General features: G+C 55.3%; 21 protein-coding genes, 3 tRNA genes and 1 other annotated feature. Of the genes, 2 read left to right on the top strand and 22 right to left on the bottom strand.

Features of this window, described 5'->3' with window-relative positions; all coding sequences use genetic code 11:
• Nucleotides 1–229: 229 nt before the first annotated feature.
• The 17 genes from ACZOF8_RS08580 to pheS form a co-directional block, all read right to left on the bottom strand.
• On the bottom strand, nt 230–379 hold the full coding sequence (locus ACZOF8_RS08580; protein ID WP_441368624.1) for a hypothetical protein: 150 nt from the start codon (nt 377–379) through the stop codon (nt 230–232).
• Nucleotides 380–807: 428 nt separating this feature from the next.
• Nucleotides 808–1,023, bottom strand: a complete 216-nt coding sequence (locus ACZOF8_RS08575) for a hypothetical protein (protein ID WP_288174580.1) — start codon at nt 1,021–1,023, stop codon at nt 808–810.
• A gap of 95 nt (nt 1,024–1,118) precedes the next feature.
• Nucleotides 1,119–1,355: a hypothetical protein gene (locus ACZOF8_RS08570; RefSeq protein ID WP_288174581.1), complete on the bottom strand. Its 237-nt coding sequence runs from the start codon at nt 1,353–1,355 to the stop codon at nt 1,119–1,121.
• The gene (locus tag ACZOF8_RS08565) at nt 1,352–1,741 is read right to left on the bottom strand and encodes a hypothetical protein (protein WP_288174582.1); all 390 of its coding nucleotides are present in this window, start codon (nt 1,739–1,741) and stop codon (nt 1,352–1,354) included. The genes ACZOF8_RS08570 and ACZOF8_RS08565 overlap by 4 nt, the downstream gene beginning before the upstream one ends.
• Before the next feature lie 2 nt (nt 1,742–1,743).
• Nucleotides 1,744–2,091: a putative phage head morphogenesis protein gene (locus ACZOF8_RS08560; RefSeq protein ID WP_022487553.1), complete on the bottom strand. Its 348-nt coding sequence runs from the start codon at nt 2,089–2,091 to the stop codon at nt 1,744–1,746.
• On the bottom strand, nt 2,088–2,384 hold the full coding sequence (locus ACZOF8_RS08555; RefSeq protein ID WP_441368623.1) for a hypothetical protein: 297 nt from the start codon (nt 2,382–2,384) through the stop codon (nt 2,088–2,090). The genes ACZOF8_RS08560 and ACZOF8_RS08555 overlap by 4 nt, the downstream gene beginning before the upstream one ends.
• Before the next feature lie 148 nt (nt 2,385–2,532).
• Nucleotides 2,533–2,736 carry a CPCC family cysteine-rich protein gene (locus ACZOF8_RS08550; protein ID WP_279128333.1) on the bottom strand — a complete coding sequence of 68 codons (204 nt, stop codon included), beginning with the start codon at nt 2,734–2,736 and terminating at the stop codon, nt 2,533–2,535.
• The gene (locus ACZOF8_RS08545; RefSeq protein ID WP_441368622.1) at nt 2,720–2,926 is read right to left on the bottom strand and encodes a hypothetical protein; all 207 of its coding nucleotides are present in this window, start codon (nt 2,924–2,926) and stop codon (nt 2,720–2,722) included. The genes ACZOF8_RS08550 and ACZOF8_RS08545 overlap by 17 nt, the downstream gene beginning before the upstream one ends.
• Before the next feature lie 490 nt (nt 2,927–3,416).
• Nucleotides 3,417–3,647 (bottom strand): hypothetical protein, encoded by a 231-nt coding sequence (locus ACZOF8_RS08540; protein ID WP_022487554.1) that lies wholly within the window; start codon nt 3,645–3,647, stop codon nt 3,417–3,419.
• 278 nt (nt 3,648–3,925) lie between these two features.
• The gene (locus ACZOF8_RS08535; protein ID WP_022487555.1) at nt 3,926–4,138 is read right to left on the bottom strand and encodes a DUF7675 family protein; all 213 of its coding nucleotides are present in this window, start codon (nt 4,136–4,138) and stop codon (nt 3,926–3,928) included.
• A 350-nt stretch (nt 4,139–4,488) separates the two neighbouring features.
• On the bottom strand, nt 4,489–4,725 hold the full coding sequence (locus ACZOF8_RS08530; RefSeq protein ID WP_288174585.1) for a hypothetical protein: 237 nt from the start codon (nt 4,723–4,725) through the stop codon (nt 4,489–4,491).
• Between the two features lie 186 nt (nt 4,726–4,911).
• The gene (locus ACZOF8_RS08525) at nt 4,912–5,211 is read right to left on the bottom strand and encodes an HIRAN domain-containing protein (RefSeq protein ID WP_022487557.1); all 300 of its coding nucleotides are present in this window, start codon (nt 5,209–5,211) and stop codon (nt 4,912–4,914) included.
• A gap of 112 nt (nt 5,212–5,323) precedes the next feature.
• Nucleotides 5,324–5,397, bottom strand: a tRNA-Trp gene (locus ACZOF8_RS08520).
• Between the two features lies 1 nt (nt 5,398).
• Nucleotides 5,399–5,473, bottom strand: a tRNA-Gly gene (locus tag ACZOF8_RS08515).
• 2 nt (nt 5,474–5,475) lie between these two features.
• Nucleotides 5,476–5,552, bottom strand: a tRNA-Asp gene (locus tag ACZOF8_RS08510).
• A 105-nt stretch (nt 5,553–5,657) separates the two neighbouring features.
• Entirely contained in the window at nt 5,658–8,096 is a 2,439-nt protein-coding gene (pheT, locus tag ACZOF8_RS08505) for a phenylalanine--tRNA ligase subunit beta (RefSeq protein WP_487426769.1), read from the bottom strand.
• A gap of 17 nt (nt 8,097–8,113) precedes the next feature.
• Entirely contained in the window at nt 8,114–9,136 is a 1,023-nt protein-coding gene (gene pheS / locus ACZOF8_RS08500; protein ID WP_303225959.1) for a phenylalanine--tRNA ligase subunit alpha, read from the bottom strand.
• Nucleotides 9,137–9,172: 36 nt separating this feature from the next.
• Nucleotides 9,173–9,367, bottom strand: a binding site (T-box leader).
• 92 nt (nt 9,368–9,459) lie between these two features.
• Here pheS and ACZOF8_RS08495 point away from each other — a divergent pair.
• Entirely contained in the window at nt 9,460–10,476 is a 1,017-nt protein-coding gene (locus ACZOF8_RS08495) for a hypothetical protein (protein ID WP_022487560.1), read from the top strand.
• 76 nt (nt 10,477–10,552) lie between these two features.
• Here ACZOF8_RS08495 and ACZOF8_RS08490 read toward each other — a convergent pair whose 3' ends face one another.
• The 4 genes from ACZOF8_RS08490 to ACZOF8_RS08475 form a co-directional block, all read right to left on the bottom strand.
• Complete coding sequence (locus ACZOF8_RS08490; RefSeq protein WP_487426768.1) at nt 10,553–12,193, bottom strand: ABC transporter ATP-binding protein; 1,641 nt, start codon at nt 12,191–12,193, stop codon at nt 10,553–10,555.
• On the bottom strand, nt 12,186–13,943 hold the full coding sequence (locus tag ACZOF8_RS08485) for an ABC transporter ATP-binding protein (protein WP_487426767.1): 1,758 nt from the start codon (nt 13,941–13,943) through the stop codon (nt 12,186–12,188). The genes ACZOF8_RS08490 and ACZOF8_RS08485 overlap by 8 nt, the downstream gene beginning before the upstream one ends.
• A gap of 278 nt (nt 13,944–14,221) precedes the next feature.
• Nucleotides 14,222–14,809: a hypothetical protein gene (locus ACZOF8_RS08480; protein WP_487426766.1), complete on the bottom strand. Its 588-nt coding sequence runs from the start codon at nt 14,807–14,809 to the stop codon at nt 14,222–14,224.
• A gap of 308 nt (nt 14,810–15,117) precedes the next feature.
• Entirely contained in the window at nt 15,118–15,561 is a 444-nt protein-coding gene (locus ACZOF8_RS08475) for a hypothetical protein (protein ID WP_022488013.1), read from the bottom strand.
• Between the two features lie 593 nt (nt 15,562–16,154).
• Here ACZOF8_RS08475 and ACZOF8_RS08470 point away from each other — a divergent pair.
• Complete coding sequence (locus ACZOF8_RS08470; protein WP_487426765.1) at nt 16,155–16,580, top strand: hypothetical protein; 426 nt, start codon at nt 16,155–16,157, stop codon at nt 16,578–16,580.
• 385 nt (nt 16,581–16,965) lie between these two features.
• Here ACZOF8_RS08470 and ACZOF8_RS08465 read toward each other — a convergent pair.
• Nucleotides 16,966–17,176 (bottom strand): hypothetical protein (locus tag ACZOF8_RS08465; protein ID WP_487426764.1); only part of this gene is annotated, 211 nt, incomplete at its 5' end.

Raw genomic sequence — 17,176 nt, 5'->3', positions numbered from 1 at the left:
AAGAAAGAAAGCAGACCGGCCCTGCCGGGAGGCCGGGACGGGCTCCCCTGCGGGCAGCCCCTACGGCAGGGAACAACGGTGTTCTCCGGCAGTGCATCCACCTTTATATATCCGCCCTTTTCAAGGGCGGGGGACCGTTGCGCTTGCGCAATGGTGGTGGGTTAGCAGCCCCGCTGCGTTTCTATTCAGGATCATCTGCCCTTGGCAGATGATTTCATTCGGCTAGAGACTAGAGACTAGTGACTGTAAGCTCCCTGATCCTTACCGGCGACGCCCCGGTCTTTCCGTCCCGCTGCCTCTGGTCCACCCTGCACCCTGCCAGAAGGACCAGCAGCAGGCACAGGGCTGCCAGGGCCGTGGTTTTTCCCAGACATTTCATCGTGGCCGCCCTCCTTGTTTCTTTCTATTGTAGCATACAAAGGAAACATTGACTCTTTCTCTTCTTTTCCTACGATGAAATTACCTGCAGTATAGTGGAAGAAATGCTGTCCCATGCCCAGGACGCCCCCACAGACCGAACCCTGCCGGGAGGCCGGGACGGGCTTCCCTGCGGGCAGCCCCTACGCCGTTGCTGTCGAAGGACCGATGCAACAACGGTGTTCTCCGGTTGTTGTCCCAGGCAGACCGGCCGCTGGCCGGACCTCTTGCACGGACAACCGCAGATCCCGTCCACCCGATTGAACAATCACCATCTGACCCTAACGTGGTAGGGGCGTGCCGCAGGCCCGCCCGTCCCGGCCTGCGGTTTCATACGTTTATGGAAACCCGCCCAGCGGGTTTCCACCACAGGTCTCATTTCCCGTTTCCTCAATCAAAATGTCTCCAGCTGCCACATCGTGGACAGGGCCGGATTTCTCCTGTTGCAGCGTAAGCAATGGTATTTAGGGAAGACGGCCCACCTCCGGCCGAATGTGAAAACTGCCCATTGTTCGCTCTCGGGTGCTTGCTTTCTTCCCATGCGTCCAGGGTCCGCTGCAGCCTGCCCAGCTTGATTCCGATCGCCAGTGCATCTTTTGTTTTCATCCTGTTCCCTCCTGTTTTCGGGTATAAAAATGCAGCCCCGCTAGGGACGGCTGGTGCTTTTATTCAAATTTCTATCTGATACGAAACAAATCCTATCATAATCGACGATAATGGATATCTTCCTCAGCAAGCTGTACCGCATATAGAATAGCATCATCACTGGTTACAATATCTCCATCCTTAATGGCATCAGCCATTTCTTGACGAAGTTCATCCGTTTTCAACGTCACTCTGATTCCAAATATAAAATCATCATGGTTCCATATCTTGCTAAGAACATCCATCATCTTTCTTTCAGTTGGCGTTGGCTCTGGTAATGTATGCTCATTCATTTTATTTTTTCCTTTCTAATGAATTCATACTGATTAAATCCTATATTTTTAAAAGTATAGCAATAATTTTCCACAGCTTTCTGCAACCATTTTTTCTTTCGTTCTTCTTTCGTAAGGTTTGTGTTAAGGACACTGACTACTTCAGCATACTCTTTTGGAGATAGGCGTATTGTGGTATGTTGCCGTTTTACATGTCTATCCCTTTTTAGGTTATCATTTTTTTGCTTGTCTATCAACTTGTTTTCAATACCTGGTGATTTAGAAAATCTTCCCCTAATTTCTGGGTCTCCCCCACGTGGATGCGCTGCTTTATTAAATTTGTCCATGGTGGCTACCCGCAGCATCATGGTCTTTAGTTTCAGCAGGATTCGGCCTTTATTCTCCATCGTCACATCATCCTCTCAAATTCTTTTTCCCGTATGGTCTGAATCCTGTTCCCCATGTAAATCCTGGCCGGGAAGGTCACCTGATCCAGGTCGATAACCGGCTCCGGGTAGCACCGGCAGTTGGGGCAGCAGCCCGCATGGTAATGGCCCAGGGTGTTCCGGCGGGGCTTCCCGTCTGCGTTGGGAATCGGGAATAGATCCTCCGGCGCTGGTGGATGGTTCCAGTTCACCAGGACCCCTTCAATCTTTTCGTGGCTGTGCCGGGTCCTGGCATCTCCGACGGCCCGCCAGATATACCAATGGGCCCCCAGTCGATTGGACCGCTGCCAGGTCAGGCTGGTGCTTGTCATGGAGGTCTGGGTCCGGGCGGATCAGTTCGGCCCTGGCCGTCGTTTTCTCTGGGAACATTTTTTGGATCTCTTCCGCGATGTCGGAGGCCCATCACCATCTTCATGGCAGCGGACTGGCACAGCTTCTGATATTCTTTTGTCCGGGTGATCTGGAGCAGGATCCGCTGGATTTCGTCCGGGTCATTCGTTTCTTTCACTTTCCGCACGATGGTCCTGGCAATGGCCAGCAGCCGGCGCCGGAACGCTGCCTCAATGCGGCGTTTGGGCTCCCAGAGAGAACGGTTCTTTTTCATGGTTGCTCACTTTCAGACATGAAAAAACCGCCGACGTTTCCACGAAGGCGGTTATATTAAATTCCAGGTACGCAATCTTTGATACCCTTGGCCATTCTCATGGCCATCTGCATCAATAGGATACGGTAAATGATTCGGATGTTATCCATCAGTAAATTTGCTTCCTTTCTTTCCAAGCCTTACGGGCTTCATCCAGGGACATTTTATTGGCGCCTCCAGAAAATTCAGGATTTCCTGCCTGTACTGGGTCATCTTCCCAACCACAAATACTGCAAATATCATAGAGTTGGTTGCCTTCCACAATCCCTTTTCCACAACAAAGACACTTGTGGTAGTTATTTTTTTCCTCCATGTTCCAAATCCCCTTTCTTCATTTCTTTATAATACTCTAGCTCCTTTACCGGTCTAAAATACGTATATATTCCACGATCTGGACGTCCTTTGGCAAACTCATTTTTCTCCACATCGTGCCTTGTTAAAATATTGTTTTTGTCGACATGCCCCAAAATGCCATTTCCAGTCCCAGATTGGACAAGCTCCATCCCTCTTTTAATATACTCTTCTCTGGTAATATTGCCAAACTCTGCAATCGGGGGTAAGAGTACGCTTTGCCATAGTATTCCACTCCTTTGCCTTTGGTCCCTTTCAGTATGAGGTATAAATAGATTTTGAGCAAGAAGCTTATGCATTTACACAAAATATTTTACACTCTCGATCATTCCGTTATCCAAGGGGATCATCTCCCCTGTCTTCACAAATTTGGTTCGCATATAGAATCATATCAGAAGGAGTGGTAATCTTTCCAGATTCGATAGCTTCTATGACTTCCCTACGCTCATCGTCTGTTTTTATGACCAGTCTATTTCCAAATATGAATTCATCGTTATTCCATACTGTACGCAGCTTATCTACCATCTTCTTTTCCAGTCCCTTTGGCTGAGGCATCCTTTAGTTCCAATCAGTCATTTGATTTTAACCCTCCTGTAGCACAGGCAGTTTGGACAGCAGCCGGCATGCTAATGATCCAGCTGTTTATCCATGGGAAGCTCCTTCATTATCCAGTTGAAGAGCATAATAGATGGCGTCTTCTTCTGTCTGGACATCGCCGTCTTCAATGGCATCACGCATTTCCTGGCGCAGCTCATCTGTTTCCAGGGTTGCACAGATTCCAAACAGAAATTTTTCATCTTTGGATATGCGTTCAAGGGACTCTATCATTTTTTGTTCGATGACCGTAGGCTTCGGCAGCTTATATCCGTTCATTTCAATTTCTTCTCCCTATAAAAGCGATATCCTCCGCCAGTTCACCGTCCCTATGAGACCAGGGACTTGCCCGCCAGGCCGGAGATTCTGTAGAGTACCGTCCATACGGCCCGTTCTACCGTCCCGCACTTCACGCTGCACTCTTCACTTTTCCTTTTTCACCTGTGCCACCACGTCCCGGTCGGTGACCGCCACTACTTTGGCAGGGGCTTTTTTCCCGAGTTTGCAGACGGAAGATATTTCTCCATTAGAAGCGGTTTAAGTTTAATATATTTTATTCACGGTTCGAAAAACTTTTTCCATTCCGGGTTCTCCCGATCAAATAAAGACTTTTGCTCATGCGTCAGTTTTTGGGGGTAGTCCGTCCACAAATTAAATTCATGGACCCGATCAAAGCTGAAGATCATTTCCCCAAGAGAATCGCCGTCTTTCCACCAGACCTTATCCAGGGGGTTGTTCTTGTACCAGGGATAATTATACTTACTTTTCATAGCCCCGTTCCCCTTTCTTCTGCTCATTCTTGTCAGTATTGATATGAGCCAGAATCTCTTTAAGAGTAGATTCTTCCGTCGTTTGGATAATTATCGTACACCTTCTCGTATCCTGGACTGTTTCCAGCGCCTTTCCCATCGTTGACCACAGCAAGCACACGGATTTTTAAATCCAGTTTTTTCCCATTCGAAGAGCTAATGAATGCCTCAGGGCAATAGTCCCCTGCACTCATTGCTTCCGGTGTGTGTCCAATTCAGGTATAGGATTTCTCCGTATACACTCAGCCCATTTTTCTTCCAGGATTTTTCTTTCCTTTTCATCTGTACATTTTTTTAATTTCTCGCATATTTCATATTCTTCTTTTGACGGTTGCATCATCATTTTCTTTCCCTCCATCAAAATGTCTCCAGCTGCCACATTTCCTGCAAACCAGGGTAATGGATTTTCTGCCTTTATCCAAAACAGTTATTTCTATATCCCTGCTGCCACATCGTGGACAGGGCCGGATTTCTCCTGTTTCAGCGTAAGCGACAGCATTGTCCAGCCAGGGGATATTTTTCCTTTTCCTCATTTTTTCTTTTTCCAATCCAAAAATCTGCAAAACATATAAATAACATACAAGCCCCAGATGATATAACTCAACGTGTCAATCTTGTGAGTGGATCCCAGTACACAAATTGTCATAAGGATATCAGTGGTTTTCAGTTTCATGCAGGATTCCTCTTTTTCATTTTATACAAAGGAGGCCGGGACGGGCTCCCCTCTCCACTCTTCACTTTTCCCTCTTCACCCGTGCCACTACGCCCCGTTCGGTGACCAGAACCACCTTGGCATGGGCTTTTTTCCCGATTTTGTCGTAGATCCGTCCGGCGCTGCAGGTGTCCCCCAGCACAGTGTGGGTACTGTTGGCCACGTATCCCACTTTCCCGATCCCCGGGATCTCCGCCCGGATGGCTTCTTTATCGTATTCGTTGTCCGGTTCCTTCCGCAGCACCAGTTCCATTTTCCGATGGAACACCTCATACCCCAGATAATGATTGCAGCCGGTAATGGTAATGAAAATCTTTTTCATAGAACTCCCACCTTTCCTTTTCTTACTTCCATTATAAGAAAGTATGTGGGTAAAATGGGGGACAGAATACACGAAAAAGGACTTCCCTTTCGGGAAGTCCTCTCAAATTCTCTGGCAGGAGTACTAGGATTCGAACCCAGATCGACGGTTTTGGAGACCGTTGCTCTACCATTGAACTATACTCCTATGGAGCGGAAAACGAGATTCGAACTCGCGACCCCCACCTTGGCAAGGTGATGCTCTACCACTGAGCTACTTCCGCATTGGCGACCCAGGACGGACTCGAACCGACGATCTCCGCCGTGACAGGGCGGCATTCTAACCAACTGAACTACTGGGCCGTTGTCGCTTTGCTTTCCAGCGCCGCTGACTTGTTTAGTATACGATAGAAAGGGATTTTTGTCAACAGGTTTTTGGAAAAACCTGTCAGCAGAGGCAGCAGCCTCCTACTCTCTCAGCTCTGCTTCAAACCGTTCCTGGACTTTCTTCACCACCTGGTTGATGATGTCGTTGATTTCCTTGTCCTGGAGGGTCCGGGTGAGATCCTGGAAGGTAAGACTGAAGGCCACGCTCTTGCAGCCGTTCTTCACCTGCTTGCCGCTGTACACGTCGAACAGCCGCACATCCTTCAGCAGGGGGCCGGCCTGATTGCGGATCTCCGCCATCAGGTCAACGGCGCTGACGGTCTTGGGCACCACCACAGCAATATCCCGGCTGGTGCTGGGGAACTGGGGAATATGGGTGAACTGGGGAATCCGTTCTGCTTCTTCCACAAAGCTGCTCAGATCCATTTCCAGCACATAGGTTTCGGCGCTGAGACCGAACCGTTCCTGTACCTGGGGATGGAGGGCCCCCATAAAGCCCACGGCCTTTCCGTTGTGGAGCACCGTGCAGCTCTTCCCGGGATGGAGGAATTTCTCTTCCGGTTTGGCGTAGGTCACGTTCCGGGCCTGAAGCACGTCCAGCACCCCTTCCAGATCCCCTTTCAGGTCGAAGAAATCCACCGCATCCTTGCTTTCGGTCCAGTTCAGCTCGTTCCGTTTCCCGGCCAGCACCACGCACAAACGGGTCTTTTCCGCCGGCTGTTCCGTAAGAGGCAGGGCTTTGGGCAGGAACACCCGCCCCACTTCGAACAGGGCCACCCGGTCGTTCTGCCGGGCCAGGTTGTAGGCGGCTGTGTTCAGCAGGCTGGGCACCATGGTGGTCCGCATGGTCCGGAAGTCGTCGCTGATGGGGTTAATGATCTGGACGGCCTGCCGGCGGCTGTCTTCGGCAACCAGGCCCAGTTTGTCAAAGTCCCCGGCGTTGATGAAGGTGTAGGTCATCACTTCGTCCAGTCCGGCGTCAGCCAGCCAGTTCCGTACCTTGTCCTTTACATCTTCCATGGGAGCCTGTCCCCCACGGGCCATATCCAGCTGGGGCAGGGTGGAGGGGATCTTGTCATAGCCGTACATCCGGGCCACTTCTTCGGAAAGGTCCGCATCGCAGGTGCAGTCGTTCCGCCAGGTGGGGACGGTCACCAGCCAGCTGCCGTCGGCCTGGGGTTCCACCTGGAACCGGAGCCCTTCCAGTATGGTCCGCATCTGTTCGTCGGTGATTTCTTCCGTGCCGATCCGCCGGCGGAGGGCTTCCGGCACCGCCTTGATCTTTACCGGTTCCTGGGGCACCGGGTAGTCTTCCACCACACCGGCTACGGCCTTGCAGGCCCCCATTTCTTCCAGCAGATGGACGGCCCGGTCCAGGGCGTCATGGTCCCGGATGGTGTCCACGCCCCGTTCGAACCGCTGGGAGGCTTCACTGCGCAGGCCCAGGTCCTTGGAGGTGTGCCGGATGCTGGGACCGTAGAAGGTGGCGGATTCCAGCATGACGTTTACGGTCTTGCCGGTGACTTCCGTAGCCAGGCCCCCCATGACACCGGCCAGGCCGATGGCCTTTTCCGGATCGGCGATGACAATCATGTTGGGGTTCAGGTCCCGTTTCTGGCCGTCCAGGGTCACCAGGGTCTCCCCTTCTTCCGCCCGGCGGACGATCCAGGTGTGGTCCTTCACCGTGTCATAGTCGTAGGCATGCATGGGCTGGCCCAGTTCCATCATCACATAGTTGGTCACGTCCACCACATTGTTGATGGGACGGATGTTCACAGCCCGGAGCAGTTTCTGCATCCATTCCGGAGATTCCGTCACCTGGATATCCTTCACCATCCGCATGGCAAACCGGGTGCACAGGTCCGGACAGCCGATTTCCACTTTGGCGCAGTCAGCAACGTTCCCGGCGGCTTCGTCTTTGGTGGCCAGTTTGGGCAGGCGCAGGGTCTGTCCCAGCACGGCGGCAGTTTCCCGGGCCAGGCCCAGCATGTTGAAGCAGTCGCTGCGGTTGGCGGTCAGGTCGATATCCAGTACCACATCGTCCAGCCCCAGCAGCTTCTTCACATCCACCCCGATGGGGGTGCTTTCCGGCAGGATGAAGATCCCGTCCCGCTGTTCCGGCAGCAGCAGTTTGGCGTCGATGCCCAGTTCCCCGGCGCTGCACAGCATGCCGTTGGAATCCAGGCCCCGCATCTTGGCCGGTTTCAGGGTCATGCCATTGGGCAGATGGGAGCCCACCACGGCTACAGGCACCAAGTCGTTCTGGTGCACATTCTGGGCCCCGGTGAGAATCTGGACCAGAGCATCCCCGCCCAGGTCCATCTGGCAGATCCACAGATGGTCAGAATTGGGATGCCGTTCAATCTGGGCCACCTTCCCGGTGATGACCCCTTCCAGGCCTTCTCCCAGATGGATCACCTGTTCCACTTCCAGGCCCACCCGGGTCAGTTTGTCCGCCAGCACTTCCGGCGTTACGGGAATATCCACATATTGTTTCAACCAATTAATAGAAGCTAACATATCTCTTTGCCTCCCTCTTAGAATTGACGGATGAACCGCAGGTCATTTTCGAAGAACAGACGGAGATCGTCGATGCCGTACCGCAGCATGGCAATCCGTTCCACGCCCATCCCGAAGGCAAAGCCCTTCATTTTGTCCGGGTCGTAGCCGCTCATCCGCAGCACGTTGGGATGCACCATCCCGGCCCCCAGGATTTCCAGCCAGCCGGAGTTCTTGCACACCCGGCAGCCTTTGCCCCCGCACATGACGCAGCTGATATCCACTTCGCAGGAGGGTTCTGTAAAGGGGAAGAAGCTGGGCCGCAGCCGGATCTTTACGCTGTCCCCGAACATTTCCTTGCAGAACAGTTCCAGGGTCCCTTTCAGGTCCGCCAGAGAAATGTCCTTGTCCACCACCAGCCCTTCCACCTGATGGAACATGGGGGAATGAGTGGCGTCATAGTCGTTCCGGTACACGGTGCCCGGGCAGATCATCCGGATAGGGCTGTTGGGTTCCCGGCTCTGCATGGTGCGGGCCTGTACCCCGGAAGTCTGGGTCCGGAGCAGGATGTCGTCAGTGATGTAGAAGGTGTCCTGCATGTCCCGGGCCGGATGGTCCTTGGGCAGGTTCAGGGCTTCAAAGTTGAAGTAGTCCGTTTCGATTTCCGGTCCTTCCACCACTTCGAATCCCATGCGCATGAAGACTTTCTTGATGTCCCGGAGGGTCTGGGTCACAGGATGGAGATGGCCCAGGGCCGGTTTCCGTCCCGGCAGGGTAAAGTCCAGGGTTTCACTGGCCAGTTTTTCTTCCATCTGATGGGCTTCCAGGAGCTTCATCTGTTCGTTGATCCGCTGTTCCACCTTGGCCCGGACTTCGTTGACCATTTTGCCGATTTTCGGCCGTTCTTCCGCCGCCACGTCTCCCAGGCTCCGGAGAATGGAGGTAAGAGCCCCCTTCTTGCCCAGGTACTGGACCCGGATATTCTTCAGATCTTCCACACTTTTGACTTCGCTCAGATCCTTCTGGATCTTCTCCCGCAGTTCCTGCAGTTTGTCACTCATGTTCACGCCTCCTAAAAAAATAGAACCTCCATCCCCACAAGGGGCGAAGGTTCGCGGTACCACCCTATTTTTTCACTCATCTGGCCGATAACGCTGCCGGCGCCGGGCCTACTCCGTTCAGTCCGGTTGCTCCCAGGTGAACTTCCCCATCTCTTTCCGTACGGGGCTCCCACCTGCTCCCCACTCTCTGTGACCTCCGGAAATGCGTACTCTCCTGTTCATGGCAAGGTATGGAATTGAATGGAACCATTATAGCACAGTTGAAGGAAGGGGGCAAGGGCTGTATAATAGTAGATACATTGCCACGAATCGGAGGAAAAATCATGGAACAACTGGAATCCATTGTAAAATCCATCCGGGAGAACCTGACCGGGAACTCCCAGAAAGACATCAAATACCTGCAGGGGTGCATGGAACTGTACCGGGACCACCCTCTCCACCGGGAAATCGCCCGGTTCTGCAGCCAGCTGCTGTACAAGCTGATGCCGGAGGAAAGCCGCCAGCATTTTGCAGACATGTTCAGCCAGGCTTTCGACAAATTCCGGGCTCATCTGGAAGAAGCCCGGAAGCTGACCGCTGCCCGGGATTTTGACAAGGCCCGGGAGCTGCTGGCCCCCCATATCCAGGAAGCGGAACATTCCGCCCTGTTCCAGCCGGATTCGGAAGTGGAATTCCGGTCCTTTGCAGAGCCCATGGAAATGGTGCTGTTCCAGCAGTTTTACCAGCCGAAAAAGAACGTCCAGCAGGCCCCCTTCCCCTTCCACCTGCTGTATCTGGTCCAGGGGGAACTGGAACTGGCCCAGGGGAACCTGAAAAACGCCCGGAAGGCCCTGGAAAAAGGGCTCCGGTGGGATCCGGCCAGCGCCCCGGTGCGGGCGGCCTATCTGGCGGTGCTGAAGGATGAGGCCGACTGGGAAAGCTTCGGCCGGGTGAACCGGGAAGCGTTCCGTGAGGCCTTCCGTCCTGCTGACCTGGCCCGGTGCTACCGGAACCAGGGAGCCCTGCTGCTCCATAAGGAAGACTGGCAGGGAGCCCGGTACGCCTATCTCATGAGCCTGAACTTCCAGGATTCGGAAGAAGCCAAAAAACAGCTCCAGACCCTGGCGGAAAACCAGAAGCTGGACGGGAAACCGGCCACCCGGGAAGAACTGGCCGCCTTCGCCCAGAAGGAAGCCATCCCCCTGGGCCCCAATCCGGAAGTCCTCCGGCTGGCCGCCGGAGGAGCCCAGGCCTGTCACAAAGCCGGCCGGGAAAAAGAAGCGGAATACTACCTGGGCCTGATCCGGCCCTTCCTGACGGAAAAGGATATGGAAGAGCTGAAGAAAAAGTTGGGATATTAAAAAAAGGTGCCTCCGGGCACCTTTTTTTGTCAATGGTCACTGGATCGTCCAGAGACCAGTGACCATTGACAGCCCGTTACCCCATCCTGATGATCCTCTGCCCTTCCATCATCCGGGAGAACCGGTGGGAGATGCTGAGGACGCTGCGGCCCTGGGCGGCCCTTTCCAGGGCTTTCAGTACCTTTTCTTCCGTCTGGCTGTCCAGGTTGGCAGTGATTTCGTCCAAGAGCAGCAGCCGGGGTTCTTTGGCCACGGCCCGGGCAATGTTCAGCAGCTGGAGTTCTCCCTGGGAGAACAGTCCGTCCGCCATGGGGGTGTCCTTCCCCTGGGGCAGCCGGTCCACCGCCTCCTGCAGGCCCACCAGTTCCAGGGCCCGGTCCGTCTGGTCCGCAGTCACCGACCCATCTCCCAGGGTCACCTGGTCCCCTACGGTACCGGGTACCGGAGAAAATTCCTGTTCAACGCAGCCGTACAGGCTCCGTTTCTCCTCTTCCGGCAGGCTCCCGGCCCGGTACCCCATCAGGGCCACCGTCCCCTGCTGGGGGCCGTACAGCCCCAGGAGCAGCTTGAACAGTGTGCTTTTGCCGCAGCCGCTGGGCCCCATAAGGATCACCTGTTCCCCCTGCTCCAGGCTGCAGGAAAAGTCCTTCAAAATGAGTCGGGCCGGGTCATACCCGAAGGTCACATGGGAAAAAGCCACTGCCTTGTCCCGGATTCCTTCCGGCAAAGGGTCCCGGCTCACAGAAGTCCGCTCCTCTTCGTCCAGGAATTCCCCGATATGCTGGATCCCGGCCATGGCGCTCTGGATGCTCTGGATTTCCATGCCGATGCTCTCCAGGGGCCCGAAGATTTTCCCCACATAAGCAATCACCGCCACGGCGGACCCTACGGAAAGGCCGAAGAGATCCGCCCAGGCGGGCCCCAGGGCCGCCCCCACCATGATCACCGCCACCACTGCCGCCTGAGTCACCAGGATAATGGGAGAATAGATCCCGTCGAACACATTGGCCCGGTTGATGGCCCGGAAGCTGTCGGTGATCAGGGTATCGTACCGGTCTTCCATATACTGTTCCTTCCCCAGGGAATGGATGGTCCGGATGTTCCGGATGGTTTCCGGCACATGGCTGTTCACCCGTCCGATGGCCCGGCGGTTTTCCCGCTGGGCGGCCAGGGTCCCCTTCTGGAAGTGCCGGGTGAGCCCAAACAGCAGGGGCAGCAAAAGGCACAGGATCCAGAACAGCCCCTGGCTCCGGCTCCACAGGATCCACAGAATCCCCAGCAGCTTGCAGGCATCCGCCAGCATCCCCACGATCCCGTCAGAATACAGGGCATCGATGGTGTCCCCGTCGTTGACAAAAATGGACGTGGTCTGGCCGCTGGGATGGCCGGTGAAGTACCGGGCCGGCAGCCGATCCAGTTTGGCGCACAGGGTGGACCGGAGACCGTGGGTCACCTTCTGTCCGAACAGGGTAATGGCCCCGTTCTGGGCGGTTTCGCAGCAGTCCGACAGCACCGTAAGACCGATGTACAAAAGGCCCAGCTGCCAGGGAATCCCCCGTCCTTCCGTCAGGCTGTTCACCGCCCGTTCCAGCACCAGGGGCGGCAAAAGGGAAGTGAACACAGAAAGGACCACCAGCACCGCCACCAGGGCTCCGGACCGGGGATGGGCCCGGAGAGTTCCCTTGACACTTTCCCAAACAGGATTCTTCCTATTCATCCAGATCCACCCCTTCCTGCTGAAGCTTTACCAGCCGGGCATAGCCGAGCTCCTGCTCCATGAGCTTTGCATGGGTCCCGAAGACCCCCCGTCCCCCTTCCAGGAACAGGACCCCGGTAAATTCCGGGAAATGGGTGAGCCGATGGGAAATCAAAAGGATCACCCGGTCCGGGAAAGCCCGGCGGATGTTCTCCAGGATCTTTGTTTCCCCTTTCCGGTCCACTGCCGCAAAAGGATCGTCCAGCACCAGCACCGACCGGGCATGGGCCAGGGTCCGGGCCAGGGCGATCCGGGCCTGCTGCCCGCCGGAAAGCCGGGTGCCTTCGCTGCCCACCGGAGTATCCACTCCCTGGGGCATGGCCGCCACCTCTTCTGCCAGATTGGTCATGGCCAGGTATTTTTCCACATCCACCGGGTCTCCCAGGGCAATGTTCTCCCCAATGGAAGTGCTGAGGAGCTCCGGATCGTGGCCCAGATAGGAAACAAGGCTCCGGCGCCGGTTCCGGTCCAGGGTATGGAAATCCTCCCCATGGCACAGCAGGGTCCCGGTCCAGGGCACTTCATCCAGGAACACCTTCCCCAGAAGGCTCTTCCCGCAGGCCACAGGTCCCGTAATGCCGATAATGTCCCCGGGATGAGCGGCAAAAGAAATCCCGGAAAGGCCTTCCTCCTGGCCCGGATAATGGCAGGCCAGGTCCCGGACTTCCAGATCCGCCGGTTCCACCGGCCCCAGTGGCTGTTCTTCCCCTTCCGGAGCCGCCTGCTGGAGCAGGGGCTTGATCCGCTGCCAGGAAACCTGGGCCTTCTGGACCGCATTGAACAGTTTGGCCGCATGGCTGGTCTTTACCGCCAGTTTGGTGAAGCAGGCCAAAAAGGTGGTGAAACTGGCAATGTTCCACAGTTCCCACCCGGTGCCCTGGACATTTTTCGCCCCGAACCAGAAGATCATCCCGGTGCCCGCCATGGCAATGGCATCGTACAAAGGCCCCAGGGCCCCTTCAAAGATGTTGGCCCGGGCGCTGGCCTTTTCGTAGGCGGTCAGCTGGTTTTCGTAGGCGGCATCCCGGTTCTGTTCCTGGCCGTAGATCCGGTAGGTCAGAGCATGGCTCACCCGGTCCAGGGTCAGGGTGTTCAGCCGGGCTTCCGTGGCCTTGTAGACCCCGTTGGCCTGGGCCACCTGCTTTTTCAGCCGGTTGGCGATCCAGTAGGCCGCCGGGGTGAAGCTGCAGGCCAGCAGGGTCAGCCGCCAGTCGTAGGCCAGCAGCAGGCTCAGGTACACCACCATCACCACCCCGGTGTCGAACACTTCCGTGGTGAATTTCCGCATCCCTTCCGCACAGGCATCCACGTCCCCCATGGCCTTGGTCATCAGGTTCCCCAGGTTTTCCTGCTGGAGCTGCCGGGCTTCCAGGCGCACCAGGCTGTGGTACAGGGTATGGCGCATGGTCCGGCTCACCCGGTTGGAAAACAGCCGCACACTGTAGCGCTTCCCGGCCCGGGACAACTGGACCAGGAAGATCACCCCCACATACAAAGCTGCCAGACGGATCATGTCCCCGGCAGTGGCTTTGCCCTGGAAAATGTCGTAGAGGCACTGGGCCAGCTGGCCTTCAAAATAGGGCCCCGCCCCCATGCCCAGGTTGTACAGGATGCCGGTGACCGTCACCACCAGCAGGACGGCCTTTTCCTGTCCAAAATAGGAAAGGATCCGATCCGGCCGCTCCACCTCCCGGATTCTGCCTTCAAACATAAAAAAACCGCCCCCCAGTGCTGTCGTTGTATCTTTATAGTATACAGCACTGGAAGGCGGGGAAAGATAAACTTTTTGAAAAGGAAGGAAAACCCTCAGGCGTTTTCAACTCTTCACTCTTTACTCTTTACTCTTCACTCTGCACTATCTCTTCCTCACCGGCATCTTCTTATAGATCTCCTGGAGCCGTTCCAGGGCTGCTTCCAGTACCTCCGGGTCAAAGTGGTAATCCGGGGGCACCAGGGGCACGTAAATGGGGGCTGTTTTCGCACCCCTTTCTACTCCGCCTGATGCACGTGGATCTCCCGGATCACGCCCTGCCTTACCTTGAAGGCCAGGGTGGTGGTTTTGTTGGCATGGTATTCATAGATGGTTTCGTCCAGCCGGTCGTGGTTCTTCTGGTTGTCCTCTTCCGGAATCTTGGGAGATTCGTACTCTTTGGTCCAGACGGCGTCCGCCTGGCCGTACACATCGTTCAGCACCGTTTCCGCCATCCCTGGCCGGACCCCGTCCACTGTGGCATCTTCCCGGTTGGTGGTTTTGATGTCCATGAGCAGATAGGGCATTTCCGGGCTGAAATGCACCAAAAGCAGCGTACGGGAAGGATAGGAATATTCCATGGTCCCCCGGCCGTATTTCACCGACTGGGGCGCCCCCAGCACCTCCTCCACCTGGCTCTGGGAAATGCCGGTACGCACCCCCGCCACCCCGGCCTGGCTTGGGTAGATGGAACAGCTGATGGTAATGGCTCCCAGATTGGACATGATCTCCGGTTCCCGGGCCAGGGCCGTTCCCCCAACCGCCAGAGAAAGCAGCAAACACCCGGCCAAAAGCCCCCGGGTGATCCGTCGTTTTTTCAGCACCATGGTTAAACACCTCCTGAAATGTGGTTCATTGTTGGTCATTTATCGTTGGTCGTTTTGGATAAAATTTGCAGGCAAATTTTAGGGAAATGCATACCGATACCGTAGGGGCGGCAGGCCCGGCCGCCCGTCTCCGAAGGATCCAACAAAAAATTCCAGAAACGGAACTGCCGAAAAATCCGTTCCTGTGACCGTAAAATCGAGCGTTCGATCCCAACGGCGTAGGGGCGAGCCGAAGGCCCGCCCTTCCCGGCCTGGGGTTTGGCAGGTTCCCCCCAGCGGCTAGTGGCTGCCAGAGACTGCCCCTGGGCCTACTCCCTCCCATCCAACCTCTTCAGCTGCAGAGTAACGATATTGCCGAAATCACACTGGTCGGCCACCAGGTCGCAGGCCACATGCCGCTTCCCTTCCGGATCCATTTCATCGATGAACTTCAGAGCATCCCCTTCACTCTTCCATTCCCCGTCAATGGCCACCGGCCCCAGGAGACAGGCGGTGAACACAATAGTCCCCTGGTTGTCCTCGTCCCCCTCCTGGTAAATGACCTGATCCAACGGCTGCGCCTGAGGGTCCAGCTTTTTCAGCACCCCATCGAGCCCCGCCAGGGCCTTGTCGATTTTTTCCATAAAAGGCCGTGCCGCCTCCGGACTCATCCGGAACTCATAAAAATCCGGTCCCTGGCAGAAATTCACGTACCCATAAACCGCCGTCTCCACCGTACCAAAATCCATATCCTCCGCAAGAACAAAGCTCATGATCCCTACCTCCTTTTCTTTTCCTGGTTCCAGTATACCAAAAGAGGTGGGAAATTTTGGGGACAGAATGTCGTTCATCGTGAAGGATACCAGATGCTGCCCCATCTGCTTTTGAACGTAAAACCGGCGGCCGGGATGGGCTTGCCTCCGGCGAGCCCCTACGCCGTCGCTGTCGGGCAGCCGTGAACAACGGGGTTCTCCGAAATCCCCGTCCAACTGACCGTACAAACAACATCCCGACCCCAACGCCGTAGGGGCGGACCGCAGGCCCGCCCGTCCGTGGCCTGGGGGTCTTTTCGCTCTTTTCCGGATGCCTCCAGTCTTTTAAGTATAACAAAATTATCTGATTTTTCAACATAAAAAAAAGGGGGCTGCTGCGCATGCGACAGCCCCCTTCATATTGTGTAAAACCGGCGGCCGGGATGGGCTTGCCTCCGGCGATCCCCTACGCAGTCGCTGATGAGCGGCCGTGAACAACGGGGTTCTCCGGTTGTGAGGCCGCTACGGCATCGCAATGAGTCGTCCGGCCCAGCCGTCCTTCACTCTGCACTCTTCCCTCTGCACTGGTTCCCTGTCGCCCAAAATATGATAAAATGAATTATGATATGGTGTCCATGATGATGATCTGCCTGGGGCAGCCGGACAGCAGGCAGGAGGATATTATCCACCTGCTCAGCGTCCTTCTGTCCACAGAAATGGACCCGGATGTGAAGAAAGATATCCTGGAGCGGGAATACAATATTCCCATGACCGTTGAAATGAAAAAGGAGGCGGAGACCATGTGCGGTATCGGACACGCCATTGCTAGAAAAAACCTGGAAAAGGGAATGGAACAAGGCCTGGTGAAAGGTCTTGAGAAAGGGCGCCTGGAAGGAAAACAGGAAGGCCGTCAGGAAGAACGGGAATCCAACATTGTTGCCATGCTGAAGGAAAAGATTCCCATGGAAACCATTTCCCGGATCACCCATTACTCCCTGGATCAGATCCAGAAACTGGGAAAGTTGCATGGATTGCTGTAGGTTGGAAAACGCCTTGGGCGTTTTCCTTCCCAATGATAAGGCCGCCGGATTTTCCGGCGGCCTTTTGGTTCATCGTTGGTCGTTGATCGTTCATCGTTTCGGATACCAGATGCTGACGCATCTGCCTTTGAACGTGAAACCCGCAGGCCGGGACGGGCTCCCCTGCGGGCAGCCCCTACCACGTTGAGGTCAGAGATGCAACAGAAAATCAGAGAAACGGGGTTGTCAAAAAATCCGTTCCTGTGACCGTTCTATCCAACATTCGACCCCAACGCCGTAGGGGCGGGCCGCAGGCCCGCCCTTCCCGGCCTGCGGTTTTTATACGTTCCCAGGAACCCGCCCGGCGGGTTCCCACCTTCCGCTAGAGACTAGAGACTAGTGACTGTCAGCTCATGACCATCTGCCCCCGGCAGATGGTCTCCATCGGCGTGAGACGGAAAAGCGGCGGGCCGCTTTTCCCCTGTGAAGTCAGTTGAGCCCTCTTCTTACACATCTGGGTAACGTCCATATAATGGTGTAAAAAGATAATTTCATAAAAATGAGCCATATGCTCATCCTTTAGGTATAATGTAAATCGACCAAAACCCACATAATAC

The organism is Acidaminococcus sp., from assembly GCF_057597765.1.
The sequence above is the reverse complement of the archived record's forward strand: the minus strand, read 5'-3'. Positions and strand labels throughout refer to the sequence as shown.